The 18,452-nt window shown below is 40.7% G+C and carries 16 protein-coding genes; 1 reads left to right on the top strand and 15 read right to left on the bottom strand.

The window, feature by feature from the left end; all coding sequences use genetic code 11:
- Window positions 1-116: 116 nt before the first annotated feature.
- The 4 genes from NDN13_RS11945 to tatA form a co-directional block, all read right to left on the bottom strand.
- Window positions 117-2,102 carry a PhoX family protein gene (locus NDN13_RS11945; protein WP_251115616.1) on the bottom strand — a complete coding sequence of 662 codons (1,986 nt, stop codon included), beginning with the start codon at window positions 2,100-2,102 and terminating at the stop codon, window positions 117-119.
- A 183-nt stretch (window positions 2,103-2,285) separates the two neighbouring features.
- A complete protein-coding gene (gene tatC / locus NDN13_RS11940; RefSeq protein WP_251115615.1) occupies window positions 2,286-3,050 on the bottom strand; it encodes a twin-arginine translocase subunit TatC in 765 nt (254 codons plus the stop codon).
- Window positions 3,047-3,487: a Sec-independent protein translocase protein TatB gene (gene tatB / locus NDN13_RS11935; RefSeq protein WP_251115614.1), complete on the bottom strand. Its 441-nt coding sequence runs from the start codon at window positions 3,485-3,487 to the stop codon at window positions 3,047-3,049. Before tatB ends, tatC begins: the two co-directional genes overlap by 4 nt.
- A gap of 12 nt (window positions 3,488-3,499) precedes the next feature.
- Window positions 3,500-3,715, bottom strand: coding sequence for a Sec-independent protein translocase subunit TatA (gene tatA, locus NDN13_RS11930; RefSeq protein WP_004678519.1), 216 nt, complete (start codon window positions 3,713-3,715; stop codon window positions 3,500-3,502).
- A gap of 152 nt (window positions 3,716-3,867) precedes the next feature.
- Between tatA and NDN13_RS11925 the strand changes: the two genes are divergently transcribed.
- The gene (locus NDN13_RS11925) at window positions 3,868-4,755 is read left to right on the top strand and encodes an AEC family transporter (protein WP_251115613.1); all 888 of its coding nucleotides are present in this window, start codon (window positions 3,868-3,870) and stop codon (window positions 4,753-4,755) included.
- Between the two features lie 17 nt (window positions 4,756-4,772).
- On the opposite strand, the gene rdgB is transcribed toward NDN13_RS11925, so the two are convergent.
- From rdgB to NDN13_RS11870, 11 genes are all read right to left on the bottom strand, one after another.
- Window positions 4,773-5,396, bottom strand: coding sequence for an RdgB/HAM1 family non-canonical purine NTP pyrophosphatase (gene rdgB / locus NDN13_RS11920; RefSeq protein WP_251115612.1), 624 nt, complete (start codon window positions 5,394-5,396; stop codon window positions 4,773-4,775).
- A gap of 114 nt (window positions 5,397-5,510) precedes the next feature.
- Window positions 5,511-5,978, bottom strand: a complete 468-nt coding sequence (locus tag NDN13_RS11915) for a hypothetical protein (protein ID WP_251115611.1) — start codon at window positions 5,976-5,978, stop codon at window positions 5,511-5,513.
- A 93-nt stretch (window positions 5,979-6,071) separates the two neighbouring features.
- Entirely contained in the window at window positions 6,072-6,659 is a 588-nt protein-coding gene (locus NDN13_RS11910; RefSeq protein WP_216077977.1) for a tetratricopeptide repeat protein, read from the bottom strand.
- Window positions 6,656-7,249, bottom strand: a complete 594-nt coding sequence (metW, locus tag NDN13_RS11905) for a methionine biosynthesis protein MetW (protein ID WP_016651551.1) — start codon at window positions 7,247-7,249, stop codon at window positions 6,656-6,658. Before metW ends, NDN13_RS11910 begins: the two co-directional genes overlap by 4 nt.
- Window positions 7,249-8,409 (bottom strand): homoserine O-succinyltransferase MetX, encoded by a 1,161-nt coding sequence (gene metX / locus NDN13_RS11900; RefSeq protein ID WP_251115610.1) that lies wholly within the window; start codon window positions 8,407-8,409, stop codon window positions 7,249-7,251. Before metX ends, metW begins: the two co-directional genes overlap by 1 nt.
- A 126-nt stretch (window positions 8,410-8,535) precedes the next feature.
- Window positions 8,536-10,233, bottom strand: coding sequence for a 2-isopropylmalate synthase (leuA, locus tag NDN13_RS11895; protein WP_251115609.1), 1,698 nt, complete (start codon window positions 10,231-10,233; stop codon window positions 8,536-8,538).
- Between the two features lie 458 nt (window positions 10,234-10,691).
- Entirely contained in the window at window positions 10,692-11,375 is a 684-nt protein-coding gene (locus tag NDN13_RS11890; protein ID WP_251115608.1) for a Fe2+-dependent dioxygenase, read from the bottom strand.
- 105 nt (window positions 11,376-11,480) lie between these two features.
- Window positions 11,481-13,781: a TonB-dependent receptor gene (locus NDN13_RS11885; RefSeq protein WP_251115607.1), complete on the bottom strand. Its 2,301-nt coding sequence runs from the start codon at window positions 13,779-13,781 to the stop codon at window positions 11,481-11,483.
- Window positions 13,782-14,111: 330 nt separating this feature from the next.
- On the bottom strand, window positions 14,112-15,203 hold the full coding sequence (locus tag NDN13_RS11880; RefSeq protein WP_251115606.1) for an alpha-hydroxy acid oxidase: 1,092 nt from the start codon (window positions 15,201-15,203) through the stop codon (window positions 14,112-14,114).
- Window positions 15,203-15,886, bottom strand: coding sequence for a Fe2+-dependent dioxygenase (locus NDN13_RS11875; RefSeq protein WP_251115605.1), 684 nt, complete (start codon window positions 15,884-15,886; stop codon window positions 15,203-15,205). The genes NDN13_RS11880 and NDN13_RS11875 overlap by 1 nt, the downstream gene beginning before the upstream one ends.
- Before the next feature lie 97 nt (window positions 15,887-15,983).
- Complete coding sequence (locus NDN13_RS11870; protein ID WP_251115604.1) at window positions 15,984-18,230, bottom strand: catecholate siderophore receptor Fiu; 2,247 nt, start codon at window positions 18,228-18,230, stop codon at window positions 15,984-15,986.
- Window positions 18,231-18,452 lie beyond the last annotated feature (222 nt).

Here is an 18,452-nt window from a genome sequence, read left to right as displayed (position 1 = left end):
CTATTCGATTCATTTTATATCAACACCAGCGCTAGCCGAAATTGGATTGTGATGGATTGAGATAAGAAAATGCCGACATGATGTCGGCATTTGCTTTTTAAAATGAACGCTAAGATTTAAGCTTTTTTCTCAATCGATGGTCCGACTGGATCAGCGGTGATATAGCCGACACTTGCACTATAACCACCATTGTAGTTAGCTAAAACTTTTGCTTTTAATTCAGCAGGAAGGCTTGAGCTATCACCCGCATGTTGGAAATTGCTCATGATATAGGTCCAGCCATTCACTGAGTCAACTGCATGTAGACCTGTTGATTCTGCACCTGCTGGTGTAGACAGAATTCGGTCTAAAGACTTGGTCTCAACGTTATAAGCCCAAAGGAAGTTATTGGTATGGTTACCACTATCTTCGCCAATGAACAAGGTACGTAAAGTTTCAGAGAATTTTAAGTTGTCTGGGCTGGCAATGTTATTTGGATCAGCCGTATTGCCCAAGCTGTCTGCTGGAATATCTTTGCCCATGAGAATCATATGGCTTTGATATGGTGTCCATTCACTATTGATCACATTATTTAAGTGGTCAACTTGGCTGCCTTTCAGGTCATGGGCAAGTACACCACCAGCTTTTAATGTGCTCTTGAATTTAACATTGTGTGCAGCAACCCAGCTCGATTTACCTTCGATCATCGAGTCTTGAATATTGGCAAGTGCAGAATAAGCCACCTTATCTTTGATATTCACGGTGGTTCCTTCCATCTTGGTGAAGGCCATACTACCGCCTTTGAGGGCTGCATAACGGTGCGTTTCGAGGAAGGCAGCAGCTAATTCGATTTCTGCTTTGCTGAAACCGTTATTGGCTTCTTTTAACTTGATCCAAAGCGTTTTCTTATCTAGGACAATCTGTGTGTAACCCGTTAAGTCCGCTGGTGCTACAGTTAAGCTCTCCATAATGTTTTCAGCTTTAATGCCGCGAACATTGACCAAGTCTTCAATGGTTTTACTGTCGGTATGACCCAGTTTGATCCATTTAATTGGTGCTGTAGAGGTTTCATTCAGCTCAGCAGTGTACTTTGCAACATATAGCGTTCCTGCAGATAAATCTTTTTCTTTATCTGCAACAAACATAAAGAAGCCGCCGTTGGTATAGTCGTCACCCATGATCACGGTACGGTTATCTGGCATGACTTGAATTAGCTCATGTGAAATACGGCCTAAACAGTAGTGCTTAACTGCAGTACCACGACCTTTACCATCCAGAATGATTTCTGGTAAATGACCATAGTTATAGGCATTGGCTGTATTTTCATTGCCATACAGATTTTTACTGTAGGCTCTTAATGTGGCTAAGGTGCTACCAATTTGATCAAAAGCATCTGGTTCATATTCTTCACTTGAAAGGTGCGTATTCCAAGGTGAAAGGCTAGCACCACAGGTAATCCAAAGACCATGCACTTTAGACATGTCCACATTGAAGTATTTTTTCAATGCAAGATGTCCTGTTTTTTGATCTTGGTCTAAGGTCAATACGGCAATTGGAGACGGTAACTGACCATACATACTTTGTTTGGCCAAGTTTTGTGTGGTGTATTCGAACTGAACCACATGGAACACAGGGTTGTTGACGCCGTCAACTTTTGCATCTTTGAGATGGATCATTGAAGAGCCATCTGGGCAGTCAGAGAAGAATTGACGTTCTTGACCTGCAACAGATGTATCTCTGATCGCTTTGTTATTAATGTCGTAATAGCTACCTGCGATAATTTTTCCGCCGTTGATATTGTCAACTTCCATACCTGTGCGGAAAAATTCTTGATAGCCTAATTTATATTCAGTGCTGGTATTGTCTTCCCAAGTCACTGTTAAACTTGATTTAACAGAAGTTGTTGCCATTTCTGCTGTGGTGGTTGGTGCCGCCATTGGCGTAAATTTGGCATTTTTAAATTTAACCAATTTTGCAGGTGGTGTAACAACGTTATTATCGTTGTCATCATTACAACCCGTTAAAGCTGCTGCTGTGCCCATTGCCCCTAGTGGTAAAAACGGAACACCCGCGAACCATTTTAAAATATCACGACGACTTGGCTGATTAGTATTGGCTGTCATAGTAAATCCGTATCTGTAATATATGGTAAATAAATCCTGATCGATTCTATGAAGCGGAGATGACAGTTTTCTGACAGTTTTAAGGCAGTTTGAAGACAATTTTTATTTTGTAAATAATTAATAAATATGGGATTAGAAAAAATAATCCCCGAAGTTTTTTCAGGGATTATTCACATATTTGAGTTAAGTAGAGGCTTTTCTTTTTTCCAGTATTTTTCCGAGGAATAATCCCAGTTCGAATAACATCCACATCGGAACGGCCAGCATAATCATGGATAAGGCATCGGGTGGCGTCACAAACATCGCGACAAAAAAACAGCCAACAACAATGAAGCGACGCTTTTCAACCAGACTTTGAGTACTGACCACACCAATTAAAATCAGTACCAAGGTAATGATCGGGATTTCAAAAGTGAAACCAAACACCAAAAATAATTTTAGACAGAAGCTTAGATAGCTGTTGATGTCTGTCATTGGTGCAACTGTTTCTGGGGAAACACTAATAAAGAAATGCAAAATCGCAGGTAAGGTAATGAAATAAGCAAATGCCACGCCTAAATAGAACAGCACAATACTACCTAACAGCAGGGGAATGGCCAAATGGCGTTCTTTTTCATATAGTGCTGGTTTGATAAATGACCAGATTTGATAAATGATATACGGCATTGCCAACATAAACGCGACAAATAAATTCAGCTTAAACGGTGCCATAAATGTTGCAGTGACATCGGTTGCAATCATGGTGGAGGTTGCAGGCAGCTGTTGTCTTAATGGCTCAGACAACCATTGATAGGTGGTATTTCTAAAGGGCAATAAGCAGAAGAAAAGAAAAATCGTTACCCCAACAATCTTAAATAGATATTGTCGCAGCACAATCAAATGCTGCATCACAGGCATTTGTTGTAAGGATTCCTCAGGAGTGACTGAAGTCGATGGTAATTGGCTCATACGGCAATCTTTAATTCTGTATCAAACGGTTGAGTCGGTCGCTTCGGCTCGAGTTTGAAAGGTAACTGCTTTTGATATTCAAGACTGAAAGGGATGATCGCTTGCTGAGAAAAAAGCGTATAGATGATTGGGGCTTTCGTCTCAGTTTTTACTTCGTCAGCTTCAGAAGGCGTTTGTGTATTTTTAAGCGCGTCTAGCTGTTGTTGCATTCTGCGTTCAAGTTCAGTGATTTTATCAATTTCTTTTTGCATTTCTTCGCGGAACTCAGAAAGGCGTAATTCTCGATCAATTTCGTTCTGAATGTTGTTGATAAACTTTTTAATTTTTCCATACCATTTCGCTACGAACCGTGCAGCTTCTGGCAATTTATCAGGACCGAGCACCAGCAATGCAATCACGGCAAAGCAAAAGATTTCGGTCATTCCCAAATTCAGCATAATCGTGCTCGCTTAGCTTTTTACTGAGCTTTCAGTATTTTTTACTTGAGCATCAATGGTGCGAGGTTCATTTAAAGGTGTAGCCGCTTCTTCTTCTTTCATGGATTTTTTGAAGTCTTTGACTGCACCGCCAACATCTTTCCCGAGGTTTTTTAGCTTCGATGTACCGAACAGTAGAATCACTACAATTGCAAAAATCAGTACATGCCAAATTGATAAACCAGCCATCGCTCTATTCCTATAAAACTTTGGATATATCTCAACAGCTTGGCATGACAAAGATGTGACACTTATATTGCAGTTTTAAGACAGTGCATTTACCCAACGGTAAATAGTGCTAGCATAAGCAGCATATCAAGACATGATAAAAACAGATCGACATGACCTTTATTCTCCCCATCAGTGCCTTTATTTTCGGGCTGTTGCTTGCTCAATTCAAAGTCGCGGAACAGGCAAAGAAAATTTTATCTTCTTTATTGGCACGCTTATTTATTCCTGTGGTGATCATCTACAACATGGTGTTCTATCAGGCAGGTAGCTTTGCACTAATGGGATTTAGTTTTATTACATCGATTCTTCTATTTTATGGTTTTTTCCACTTCTCAAAGGATCGCTTACAAGCGCTCTGTGTGAGTTATAGCAATATTGGCTGGCTGGGTTTTCCATTTGCCATCGCCTTATTTGGAGAGCAGATCAGTGGTGCCATGATCGCGCTGTATATTGGGGGTTCACTGTTTGGCAATATTTGGGCAGTTGCTGCGGTTTCAGAAGGGCCGACGAATTACCTTGCAACACTGCATAAAGTTCTTAAGTCACCGCCAGTCTTGGCCTTATTTGCAGCCTTGATGTTATGGCTCTTGGGGGCTCATCATTGGCAGGGCAATTTTGTTCTAGAGGGGTTGTATGATATTGCCAAATTTGGGATGAGCTTTGCGGGCATGTGTATTTTGGGGATGTGGCTGAGACATACCCGCGTAGATATGGCTGATTTGTGGCTGAGTATGCGAACCTTAATGTTCAAGCTCTTGTGTGGTGTGGTGATCTGTACGTTGACCTATTATTTTATTGCGATTCCGCAGATTGAATCATTGCTCCCTGTACTGTTTTTCTTATTTTGTTTACCGCCTGCCGCTAATATTGTTGCTTTGGAAACCCATTATCAAGGTACGGGCATTTCGGCTCGTTATATTGCTGCAGGAACCATCGTGAGCTGTGTGGTGATTGTGGTCTATGGTCTATTGCTGCATATAAAAAATGCCCTCATCTAGGAGGGCACTTTGATTAGTTAAATCAGACTGGCTTTAAATAACTGCATCGCTTGACCGCGATGGCTGATCTTATTTTTATCAGCTTTGCTCAGTTCAGCACTGGAAATATTTAATTCTGGTAACCAGAATAAAGGGTCATAACCAAAACCGTTTTCACCACGTGCTGCTGCTAAAATCTCACCTTTCCAGATGCCTTGGAAAATTTGTGGTAGTGGATCTTCTGCATGCGTGACCAGTGCCAAGACACAGACAAACATCCCTTCAATCGCTTCACCGTCTTTACGCAAAGGCGCAAGATCGGCCAACAGTTTTTGGTTGTTGGCAGCATCATTACCATGCTCACCGGCATAGCGTGCCGAGTAGATGCCTGGTGCACCGCCTAAAATTGGGACACACAGTCCAGAGTCATCTGCAAGTGCAGGTTTACCTGAAAGCTTAGAGGCATGGCGTGCTTTGATAATGGCATTTTCAACAAAGCTGAGACCGTCTTCAATCGCATCTTCAATATCAAGTTTACCTTGAGGGATAATCTCGACAGGAAGATCAAGTTGTTGAAAGAGATGTTCAAATTCGACCACTTTGCCTTTGTTATTACTTGCAAGGACAAGGCTGCCTTGGTTGAGCCATGGTTGGGTAGACATATCAGTTTCAGATTAGTTTAGATTGAGTGGAATTTTAGGGGGTTTTTATTGAATTAGGTAGTACTGAATTATCGCATTCTAAAAGTTAAGAGGAATTGCTTTTTTTCCATATCTTTAACTCTGTGTAGATAAGAAATCTTTTAAATCGTTTATGAAATCTTTAAATACAGTATCTGGTTCAGAAGGCGTATATCCTTCAAAACTTAAGTAGAACTGGTCATCATAGTAATTTAATAACTCAAAAAGATCTTCATTCTCTACAGCCTTAGATAAAGCCAAGAGCTTCTGAAGAAAAGGAAATAGAAGCTCTTGGCTTTTGACTAACTCTAGATGTTTTTCAATATAATCTTTTAAGAGGTTATTGACTGATTCCTTTGTTAAATCTGTATTAAATAGACTTCGGGATAATTGACTAAAATAGGTTCTAACTTGTTCTGGTGTTGATAGAAAGCATATTTCTAAAGCTAAATCATTTGATGAATCTTTTTCTAATGTCTCAATTGCCCACCTTTGGATTTCTTCTAGTGTTATTGTTTCCAATTCTAGTTTTGCTTTGAATATCGCCTTTTCTATATCGCTCATTGAATAAACTTAATTAAATATGAATGTTATCAATATAATAAAAAACCGACTCTTACAAGTCGGTTTTCTATCAATCAATAGATCTAAGCAAGATTATTGGGCTTGAATCCATTTATCAGCACGGTCACGTGCAGTACGAATCTGATCTTGAGTTAAGTTTGCAGCCAACGCGGTTTTCTTGCCTTCAGAAAGACTGATCACTTTGGTATCCAACATGCCATCACGGGTTGAAAGCTCATACCATTGGTAAGCACCAACAAAATTTTTCTTCTGCTCTTCCATCATTGCGAGATTAAAGCTGGCACGGTTGTCACCATTGCTTGCTGCTTTCTCGAAATATTTACGTGCTAAAGCATCGTCTTTCTTTACGCCAATACCATCGGCATACATACGGCCAACATTCAATTGTGCCGCAGATAAACCTTGATCTGCTGCTGCCTTGAATAAAGTGAAAGCTTGTTTTTCATCTTTAGCCACTTCTTTACCAAACTGGTAACGGGTGGCTAAGTAAAACTGTGCCCCAGCTTGACCAGATTTTGCCGCGCTTTGCAATTCATTGATACCCATCACTGAATAACGTGCTGCCTGTGTTGCAACCGATTGTGGTTGAGCAACATAGTCAGCATGCGCTTGTATACTGATCAGACCAAATAAAAATGTGCTGATTAATGTCTTTTTCATAGAGCGCTCACTCGATAAATTGCGACTTCACCAAATAGGTTCGGCATATGCTTACTGAGCATACTACCTTGTTGGTCACCATTAACGGCAAGTCGATTAATAATTTTAATCCGATTCTCAGCACATAAGGCTTCAAAGTCACGGAAAGTACATAAATGAATATTCGGGGTGTTATACCACATATAGGGTAAAGCTTCCGAAACAGGCATTTTCCCTTTCAAGGCAAGAAAAGAACGTGTCTTCCAATGCGCAAAGTTTGGAAAAGTAATAATGGCCTGTTTGCCGACACGCACCATATCACGAAGTAATACATCGGGTGCATCTACAGCTTGCAAAGCTTGTGCCATGACCACAGAGTCAAAAGACTGGTCGGCAAAACGGCTTAAACCAAGGTTTAAGTCCTGTTGGATAATATTTAACCCCCGACTGATGGCAATTGCAATCTTTTCTTGATCAATTTCTAGACCATAGGCACGAATATTGTGCTGTTTGCTCATATGAGCCAGCAATTCACCATCACCACACCCTAAGTCTAACACGCTAGAGTTTGGGTTAATCCATTTTTCGGCGAGTCGTTGATCTATACGCATTAGTGCTGCTCCTGCGATGTCGATTGCAACTGTTGTTCTCCACCTAAAAATGCGCGTAGCGTTTTTACATACAGTGGAATAGGGAATAAGAACGAGTCATGGCCTTGTTCAGCATCAATGTCTAAGTAGCTGACAGGCTTATGATTATCAACCAAAGCATCCACCAGTTCCTGAGAACGACTTGGGCTAAAACGCCAGTCTGTGGTAAATGAGATCACCAAAAATTGGCACTTCGGTTGACTCATGGCCTTCGTCAAAGAATGTTCATATTCACGCGAAGGGTCAAAATAATCCAAGGCCTTGGTCATAATCAAGTAAGTATTTGCATCGAAATTGCGGCTAAATTGTTCACCTTGGTAACGCAAATAGCTTTCCACTTGGAATTCGACATCAAAACCATACATAAATTTGCCTGATTTTAAATCACGACCAAATTTCTGTTTCATGGCTTCTTCAGACAAGTAGGTGATATGACCGACCATACGTGCCAAAATCAAGCCGCGTTTGGGATAACTGTCATTTTCCAGATAGCGACCATGATGGAAATCAGGATCAGATAGAATCGATTGGCGCGCAACTTCGTTGAAGGCAATATTTTGGGCTGATAATTTGGGAGCACTGGCGATAATGGCACATTTTTTTAAGCGGTCAGGATAATCCAGTGACCATTGCAGAGCTTGCATGCCGCCCAGTGAGCCACCAATCACAGAATACCAAACTTTAACACCTAAACGGTCAGACAACATCGCTTGGGTTTTGACCCAGTCACGCACCGTGACCAATGGGAAGTCAGGACCATAGGGGCGATTTTCATTTTCTGGATTTGGTGAAGTCGGGCCAGTTGAACCACTGCATCCACCGATATTATTTAAGGAAACAACAAAAAAGTGATTGGTATCAATGGCTTTTCCAGGACCAATACAGCTGTCCCACCAGCCTGCTTTTTTGTCATCTTCATGATGATAGCCTGCCGCATGGTGATGCCCTGACAATGCATGACAAATCAGAATGGCATTGGATTGGTCTGCATTGAGTGTTCCATAGGTTTCAACCATTAAATCGAAACGTGGCAATACGCGGCCACATTCAAGTTCTAAAGGTTGTTCAAACTGAAACTTTTGTGGTGTGACTACGCCCACTGAATCCGATGGAAAAGACACTGGAATGATTCGCCCTATAATAAATCATTAATAATAAAAGGATACCAATTCAGGTATCCTTTCAAAAGTCATTTTTTCTGATATTACAACTCAGCTTTACTGACGATTATGTGATATTTCACCTATCTAAACGGCTGCAGCAGCCACTTGATCGGTGGTCAATACCCCTTGTTCAATTAAACGATTGGTACATGCAATAATGGCTTCGATTGATGAAGTTACGATGTTGTCATGTACACCTGCACCAAATGCGCTCTTACCTGTGCCTTTCACTTGAAGCTCAATCAATGCAAGTGCTTTGGCATTGGCACCTGAACTGATACTGCGCTCTTCATAGTTCACCACATCAATTGGTAACTGTAAGGCATTCAGCATGGCTGAGATCGGGCCATTACCTTCGCCGCGGAGACGCTGGATTTCACCGTCGATTTCAATGTCTAATTCAATGATTTGTGTACCATTGATATCCGACAATTGATAATGTTTGGTTTGATAATGGCTGTTCTTCACATCCACATAAGTATTTTCAAATAAGGTCCAGATTTCATGCGCACTGATTTCTGTACCATTTTCATCGGTATGCTGCTGTACGATCTGACTGAATTCGATTTGAACACGACGCGGTAAGGCAACGTTGTAATTCGATTCCAATAAGTAGGCGATACCACCTTTACCTGATTGGCTGTTGACACGAATTACTGCATCGTAGTCACGGCCTAAGTCTTTCGGATCGATTGGTAAATATGGCATATCCCAGATTTCTTCATTTTTCTGGAATTCGAAGCCTTTTTTAATCGCATCTTGGTGTGAACCAGAGAACGCGGTAAAGACTAAATCACCTGCATATGGATGACGAGGATGAACAGGTAAACCTGTACATTCTTCAACTGTTGCAATGATTTCATTGATATTTGAAAAGTCTAAGTTTGGTGCAACGCCTTGGGTATACATGTTCAAGGCAATCGCAGCAACATCCACATTACCCGTACGTTCACCATTACCAAACACACAACCTTCTACACGGTCAGCACCCGCCATAATCGCCAATTCAGAGGCAGCGATACCACAACCACGGTCATTGTGACAGTGAACAGAGATAATCACGCCATCACGACGCGCCAAGTTACGGTGCATCCATTCGATTTGATCGGCATAGACATTCGGCGTAGACACTTCAACTGTTGCAGGCAAGTTCAAAATGACTTTATTGGTTGGTGACGCTTCCCAGATTTCAGTCACAGCATCGCAGACATCTTTGGCCACTTCTAATTCAGTTGCAGAGAAACATTCTGGGCTATATTGGAAAATCCAGTCTGTCGCAGGGTATTGCGCCGCATATTCTTTGACTTTGGTTGCTGCGTTAATGGCAAGTTGTTTTGAGCCATTGGCATCGACATTTAAGACTTTCTGGCGGAAGGTTGGAGAGTTTGAATTATAGATATGCACAATGGCACGTTCTGCACCGACTAAGGCTTCAAAAGTGCGTTCAATCAAGTGATCACGTGCTTGAACCAAAACCTCGATATAAACATCTTCAGGAATCAAATCTTCTTCGATCAATTTACGGGTAAAGTCGAAGTCAATTTGAGAAGCAGAAGGGAAACCAATTTCAATATGTTTGAAGCCGATTTTAACCAACATGTGGAACATTTTTAATTTTTGATCCATGTCCATCGGTTCAAAAATCGCTTGGTTCCCATCACGAAGGTCGGTGCTCATCCAAATCGGCGCTTGATTGATTTCATTATTCGGCCATTGACGATCGGGTAAATCCACTCGCTGGTACATACGGCGGTATTTTTTGCTTGGGTCAGCCAACATCATGAGAAAACTCCTTGTCGTAGCATGGTTGCTGAGTCAAATTAAAAGCAACGTGCTACAGATATATATGGTGTCTATAAGAATTAATTTAAAGCGAATTCGGGGATCGAGTGCCTAAAAAAGTAGGCGAAAAAATTTATACGCGCGCGAGGCGCAGCATCAGGAGAAGAGCAGCAAGATGTGTTGTATGAGACGGGTGGGTAAAGCCGCGATTTGTTTTCATCATCTACCATTCATATGGGGTATTTAATTTTGCAGTTATATTAATCATCTAACGATACTCAGTCTAGGCGAAAATACAGACGACTGCAAAGGTCTATAAAACATTTTAATTTGAATGAATGGAAAATATTTCCCTGTTTTTTGCACTATTTAAATTTCAATGGGGAAAATTTTCCGTAATTTTGTTAATTAGAGATAAAAAAGTTGTTTTTATCTCTAAACTTTGAAAAGTGTGCAAATTATAGCTCAGACCACATCCGAATCAGGTTATGGTAAATGTTGGTGAGTTTCATCACTTCTGGATAAGCATCGCCATGGGTTTTCCGTAATTCACGAATACTTTCATCTAAAGTAAATAATAGGTGACGTTTACTGTCATCCCGAATCAGGCTTTGTACCCAAAAAAATGAGGCGAAACGGGTTCCTGTGCTAATACTGCTGACTTCATGCAAACTGGTTGATGGATAAAGCACCACATCCCCAGCGGGAAGTTTAATCTCATGGTAACCGTAAGTGTCTTCAATGACCAGTTCACCGCCCTCATATTCTTCGGGTTCGCTTAAGAACAAGGTACAAGAGAGGTCGGTACGAATTTGCTCAGAAGTTCCCCGGATCAGGCGAATTGAATTATCGACATGGAAGCCAAAGCTTTCAGATTCATCGTAACGGTTAAATAGGGGAGGAATGATTTTATGAGGAAGCGCTGCGGCTTGGAATAATGGATTTTGCCAAATCGCTTTGATCACGATATCACTGAGTGCATGAGTGAGTGGATCTTGCTCTGAGAGTTGCTGATTTTTTTTCACGGAAGCAGAGAGTGTACCTGCGGTGACTTTCCCACCCACCCAATTTGCATCTGTCATCAAACGACGAAATTCAGCAACTTGTTCTTTCGTTAATACATTGGGAATATGATGAATCACTGTGAACACCTTTTGAGTATTTGCTTCATGTGTAAAAATAGCCTCATGTCGAGGCTATTTTATACGAACTGAGTTTAATTCCATAAATATTTTATGGATTTTGGCTTAGTATTTAAAGTTAATCGCTAAGACTGCATTACGTCCATTACCTTCAAAGGCATAATGTGCTGCATGTGCGCTAGTGAAGTAACGTTTATCACCAAGGTTATTCACATTCAGCTGAACATTCACGTTCTTATTTACATCATATTTTGCCATCGCATTATAGATAGTATAAGTCGGTAAATATTTTGGTGCAGTGCTGTTTACAAAAACTTGATCACGATATTCTGCACCAGCACCTAGAGTCAAGTTCGGTAATACACGATAAGTTGACCATAATGTTGCACTGTTTTTGGCAACGAATGGCAGTGGTTTACCTTCTTGGGCAATTGCATTATAAGCCGCTTTGGTGATTTCGCTGTCTAAGTAGCTATAGCCAGCAGAAATATCCCATTTGTTAGTAATTTTGCCGTTTAAGCTGACTTCAAATCCATCCACTTTACTTTCACCAGCATTGGTTGTAGTCGTAGGATCAATTTGAATACGTGTATTTTGCTTTTCAGTACGGAAAATTGCAGCCGTTAAATTTGCACGGTCATTAAACAAATCCCATTTGGTTCCGATTTCAAAAGTACGTGCTTCTTCAGGCTTAAGGTTATTTACAATATCTGTAGTGCCTAGAGCGTTATCGCTGCTATCGCCTTCAGCTAAAACACCCACTGGGTTTGCTGAGGTTGCATAACTTGCATAGATGCTACCTGATTCAGTTGGCTTAAATACTAAACCAGCTTGGTAAGTGAAGAAGTCTGAATCGCTTTCGTATTTCGTTCCTTTAGGAATTGTAATGGTTGAGTTATAAGCTCCACCAGTTGCACCGTAGACGTCTTTATTGTATTTCTTCTCGGTTTCAAATTTATCCCAACGCACACCTAAGTTAAGTAACCACTGTGGATTAAATTCGATGCTATCTAAGGCATAAACAGAAGCTGTACGGCTACGCGTAGTTGATTGCCCTTTAATACTGCCCATTGTGTCGGTAAACACACCATTACCAGGGTTATTTAAACTGGTACACCAACCATTTGACGTAGCGGAAACTGAATTACAAGAATCAATATTAGATTGCAAAATTGTAGAAGTGGTCTGTCCAGCAGCATTGGTAAAGGTATACACACCTTGATCGGTATTTTGATAGCTCCACTCAGTGCCCACATTAAAGGAGTGTTTGAATGCACCAGTGTTGAATTTTCCTCTTAAAGAAAGTTGATCGCTATAAGCGTCGGTATCTAAAATACGGCTTAAAGCACGACGAGCAACCGTACCACGGTAAATATTGCCTTTAGAGTCATCCGCATTGGTATACACATAATCTGACTTCGACTTGTTGTAAGTTGCAACGTTTGACAAGGTTAGATTTTCATTGAAATCATGTTCTAACTTAAATGTACCAATATGATTTTCACGTTTGTCAAAATCACGATCTTTCCAACCATAGTAAGTTCCAGCTTTGACACTCACTGGACGGCCATCACTAGGGTTAAGTGTAACACCAGGAGGAGCTTTCGTTGGATTAGCATTGTTGAAAGGAATGCCTGCATCTGGTTCGTCATTGCTACGTAGGTAGTAATAACTCAATGTTCCACGTGTTGCTGTATCTAAGCCAAAAGCAAGGCTTGATGCGAGACCCGCACGAGCAAATTCAGCACCGTTGTGTTGACCAGGTTTTTCATTTTCATGTCCCATCACTACGACACGACCTGCAACGCCATTGCCAAAATCTTTATTGGCATCAAGTTGGATATGGCGATAGTTATCGGTACCACCTTGAATACTGCCCTGATAGACATCACCTTGATGTGCCACTTTAGGCACGAGGTTGATACTACCACCCACACTACCGCCACCACCAAGGGTAGACGAAGAGCCTTTAATGACTTCAACTTGTTCAATTGCAAACATATCACGGCTTTGTGAGGTGGTATTGCGTACGCCGTCCACATAAATAGAGGATTGACCGCTATAACCACGGATATAAGGCATATCCGTAAATGGTGTACCACCTTCACCAGCGCCTAGAGTAATACCTGGCTCATAACGAAGTGCTTCAAGTAAGGTATTTGAGTTGGTTTCTTTAAGTAGTTTTTGCGACAGAATCGAAACTGACTTTGGTGTGTCTTTCAGTGGTGCTACAAATTTTGCATTTGCAGACTGATCTACTTTTAAAGATTCTTCTTGAGTGGCATGTGCATGAATGGTTGGGAGTTGAACTGCTTGATCCTGAGCAATCGCTGGGACTGCAATGACTGAAAGTGATGACGCAATTGCAGAGGAAACGAGCTTCTTCCGTGATTTAATAAAAGACATTTGGCACGCCTAAACAGTGTAAAAATTTATGCAAAGAATAATCATTCTTATTTTTATATTCATTTGTTTTGGATTGGATTTTTCAATTGTTTCTAATTATTACAATGGAAACTCAAATAATTTTTTATCCTGAATTGTTTAATAATGTTGTTAATTTGTTGATTTTTTTATTTAATCTAAAAAAACGATTGTATTTTAAGTTTTAACTCTTAATTTGGATGTTATGAGTTTTGTCATTTTACTGAAGTTTTATTTATATGATTTATCTTCAAAAGCCTGAAAGTTTTTTGAATATCAGTTTGTTAAGGTAACGATACGCAGTAAAGCGGATTATTGATCAATAAAGTCATGATTAATCTCTTTTAATGTTGTTGTTCCCATCAGGGCCATGGTGATCTCAAATTCTTCCTTTAAAATTTTAAGTACATGGGCAACACCTAAGGCACCAGCTGTTGCCAAGCCATAAATATAAGGACGGCCAATCAGTACGGCAGATGCACCAAGCGCAATTGCTTTAAACACATCTGAACCACGACGAATTCCGCCATCTAAGAGTAGGGGATAATTGGCTGGAACAGCTGCTCTGATTTTTTGCAGTGCAATTAATGGGGGAATGGTGGTATCCAGTACGCGACCACCATGATTGGAAACGATCAGACCTGAGACACCATATTCGACCGCTTTCTTGGCATCGGCAGGATGTAATACACCTTTAAGAATCACGGGCAGTTTGGTGTTTCTAATTAACCACTCGATGTCCTCCCATTTTGGGGCCATTTTCATCAGACCTTGAAAAATAGGGTGTTCGTCAGCAGCCAAATTACCAATTTCTACATGAGCCAGTGCATGTGGATGGGGCATCTCATTGGGAAGTTGAAAGAAGATTTTACGCTCTCGATCACGGATGCCTGTATGGGGGGCGTCGATGGTGATCACGATCGCTTTATAATTGTGTTGTTCTGCAAGCTGAATTAAAGCCAATGAGTTTTCTCTGTTACCTTGCCAATAAAGTTGAAACCATTTGTAGGGATTCTCTTTATTCAAAGCTTGCATATGTGTGTTGCTTAATGTACTGAGGACAAAATTACTCTGCATTAACTCAGCTGCAAGTGCTGTGGCTTGCTCGGCTTGAGTGTGGAAAAGTGCCTGATGCCCAATGGGAGCAAGAAAAATTGGATGGGGGTAGTCCATCCCAAATAAATTGACTCGAGTATTACCTTGAGAAAAGTCATTTAAATGTCGCGGAATAAGATGAATATCTTGAAACTGGAGCTGATTTTCTTGCACGCTCAGTTCATGCATAGCACCGCCTTGTAGATAGTGCCAAGTCGCATCTGCTAAATGTTGTGAAGCCTGTTGTTGGTAATCCGCCACGGTTTGTAAATGCGCTGGGATTGTGGTCAATGGCGGAAGAGGTGACATTAGAAAATCCCCCATTGTCTTAATAAGTTGTGATAGTGACTGGTCAAAGCAACCACCTCCTCAGTATCACCAAGCTGTTGTCGTAATTTTAGAATGGTCATATCAAGGTTAAACAGCATGGTACGTTGCCAATCATCTTTGACCATACTTTGAATCCAAGTGAAAGCGGCAATGCGACTGCCTTGGGTGACAGGTTCAACTCGATGCAGACTTGTTGACGGATATAAAATAGCATCGCCAGCATCGAGTTTCACTTCATGGCTACCATAGGTATCCTCAACAATCAGTTCTCCACCTTCATATTCATCGGGTTCGGATAAAAAAACTGTAATGGAAACATCGGTGCGAATCATTTGTCCTGTTTTTGAAGACGCCTGAACAGCACTGTCGACATGATTGCCATAATTGCCCTGATTCTGATAGCAATTAAACATTGGAGATAAAATGTGTTGAGGCAGGGCGGCTGAACGTAACAGTAAGTTGTGTTGTAAAGCATTTAGAACAGACTGACTTATGGATTGATAGATTTCACTATGAATATCGATCTGTAAATTATTTTTAGTTTTCTGAGCTTGTGCACCTGCGCTTTGAGCACCATTGATCCATGCTGAGGCTGGCTGCATTTGTTGGCGTAGTTCTAACACTTGTTGTTTACTGAGTAGCTCAGGAATGTGCAACATCATATTTAAAACCCTTCAAAAAAGTACAGCCTGTCGAAAAAGTATACCTTTTCTGACAGGCTGAGTTCATCTATTCAATCTTCAATTTTGATTGAATAATTTAGAACTTGTAGTTGAATGTTAATGCTGCTGAGCGAGGTTGCCCGAGCACAAAACGGCTACCGCCATTGTTCAATGCGCTGATGTAGTCTTTATCTGCTAGGTTGTAAACATTCAGGTTAAGCGACGCATTTTTATTGAAGCTATAACCTGCCATAGCATCAAAGACCACATAAGATGGTACTTTTGGCATGTTGGCTGGTGCAGTGCTGTCGGTAATGACACGTTTTTGTTCATCTACATAACGTGCACCTAAGCCTACTTTAAAGCCAGCAATGTCATAAGTGGTCCACAATGTTGCAGTCCAATCAGGTGACCAACGTACAGAATCAGTTACTGTTTTTTCTCCAGCATTATTAAAGCTTTGCTGATTTTTTTGCTTGGTCTTCATATGAGCAATGCCCGCAGAAATATTCCATGCATCGGTAATTTGCCCAACGACACCGAGTTCAACACCTTCAACTCGTGTTTTACCTTCTTGAATAGATGCTTTGGTTACTGGGTCAGTAGTAAATTGGTTTTCATTTTCAGTGCGATAAACGGCAGCGTTTAATGCCAGTTTATTTTTCAACACATCCCATTTTCCACCCACTTCATAGTGATTGGTTTCTTGTGGCTTAGCCGCAGAGCTATTAATGCCTGTATCGGATAGTCCGAAGTTTGCACTACCTGGAGGTGTGAGTGATTTTGCATAAGAGGCATAGACACTGCTGTTTTCAGTTGGCTTAAATAAGCTGCCCAATTTCCAACTGACTAAAGTGTCATGTGCTTTTAGGTTGGTCGGTGTTTTAGTGACTGCAAGCGTGTTTGAATCTGTTGCTACAGCAAGTGCTTCATAATCAGTTTCGTAGTAATCAACACGAACACCACCATTAAACTGCAAGCGATTGTTGAGTAATTTAATGGTATCAAACAAATATGCCGCAGCTGTCCGTGTTTCACCATCCGTATATGCACCCGTATGGACTAAGCTTGGAATAACATCGTAATGATTTGGATTGTATAGATTTGCAGCTGGTGTTGTTGGTGCTTTTTGACCAGGTGTTTGTGTTGATAAAGTACGTGAAATCTGCTCTTCTTGTAAGAACTCTAAACCTGTAACCAGATCATGCTCAACGACACCTGTTTTAAAATTCACATTGAGTGATGAGGTATTGGCAAGAATTTTATTTTCCTGATCAACCCCTTGATGTGAGCGAGAAATCGTCCATGCATCTGGATTGTTTGATCCATTCTTATTTAAGGCATTAATACCTGTTAATGCACGATTCATTTTTGACTTACCGTAACGAGAGGTATTGGTAAATTTAATTTTATCGCCAAAATCACTTTCAACTTTTGCAGTCACCATATCAGCGTCAATATCTTCATAGTCATTGACACTGCCATAGTAATTCGAACGATCAACTTCTTTTGCCTTATTTAAATCTGCATCAGCATTGTAGAAGCCTTTCATTCCGACTGTAGGAATACCACCATCAGGAATATTATTTTGGCGAACATGCTGAGAATATAGGTAGAAGCGAGTGTCTGTGTTCAAACCGAAAGCAATCGATGGTGCAATTGCCCAGCCATTATTTTCTAAAACATCTCGTCCTTCAACGCCGCCGTCTTGTCCCATGACATTTAAGCGAACTGCTGTGCTTTCATTAATTGCTTGATTGATGTCTGCAGTTAAGCGTGCATTTTCAGCAGTATTGTAACGTGCTGAAACTTCACGACTACTTTCAGCTTTCGGTAACTTGGTGACTAAGTTGATATAACCCGATGCTGCACCACGACCTGCTTCAGAGCCAGAAGGGCCTTTTACAACTTCAATCTGTTCTAAGTTGAATACATCACGACTGACAGCACCCAAATCGCGGATACCATCGACATAGGTTGATGTTTGCGTCGAGAAACCACGCATCTGGAACGTGTCGCCTGCGCTGGTATTACCATTTTCACCCATTTGTAGTGTGATACCTGGGGTATTACGCAATGCTTCCATTAATGATGCAGCGCCTTGTTCCTGTAACAGTTCTTTTTTGATGACTTGTACAGTTTGAGGTGTATCGAGTAGGGGTTGTGTATATTTTGGAGAGCTAACAGCATCTACTTTATAGGTATTTTCTGCATTTACTTCAATTGTTGGAAGCTTTGCCACACTTTCCTCTTTAGGGGCAGCATGTGCTGCTAGAGGAAGACTTGCTGCAAGCGCAACTAAAGGTGTGGTACGAAAATGTTTACGACTTTTGATTTTTGCCATTGAGAGAACCCCTGAAATTGAAGTGTGAATGACAGAACTTTCAACCTGATGAAACTTTTACAGAAAAAGGAGTAAAAGTAGATCAATTGTTAATCTGTGTAACAATATGTGCGAAGTCTATTGATAATTATTATCGTTATCAATAGCTTTAGTTTCTGTATAAGAGTCTGTATATATTTATTATTTTGAAATTTAAAGATATTTTCTAAAATTGGTATTAAT

This window comes from Acinetobacter sp. C32I, assembly GCF_023702715.1.
Taxonomy (GTDB): domain Bacteria; phylum Pseudomonadota; class Gammaproteobacteria; order Pseudomonadales; family Moraxellaceae; genus Acinetobacter.
This window is presented reverse-complemented; position numbering and strand designations above follow the sequence as displayed.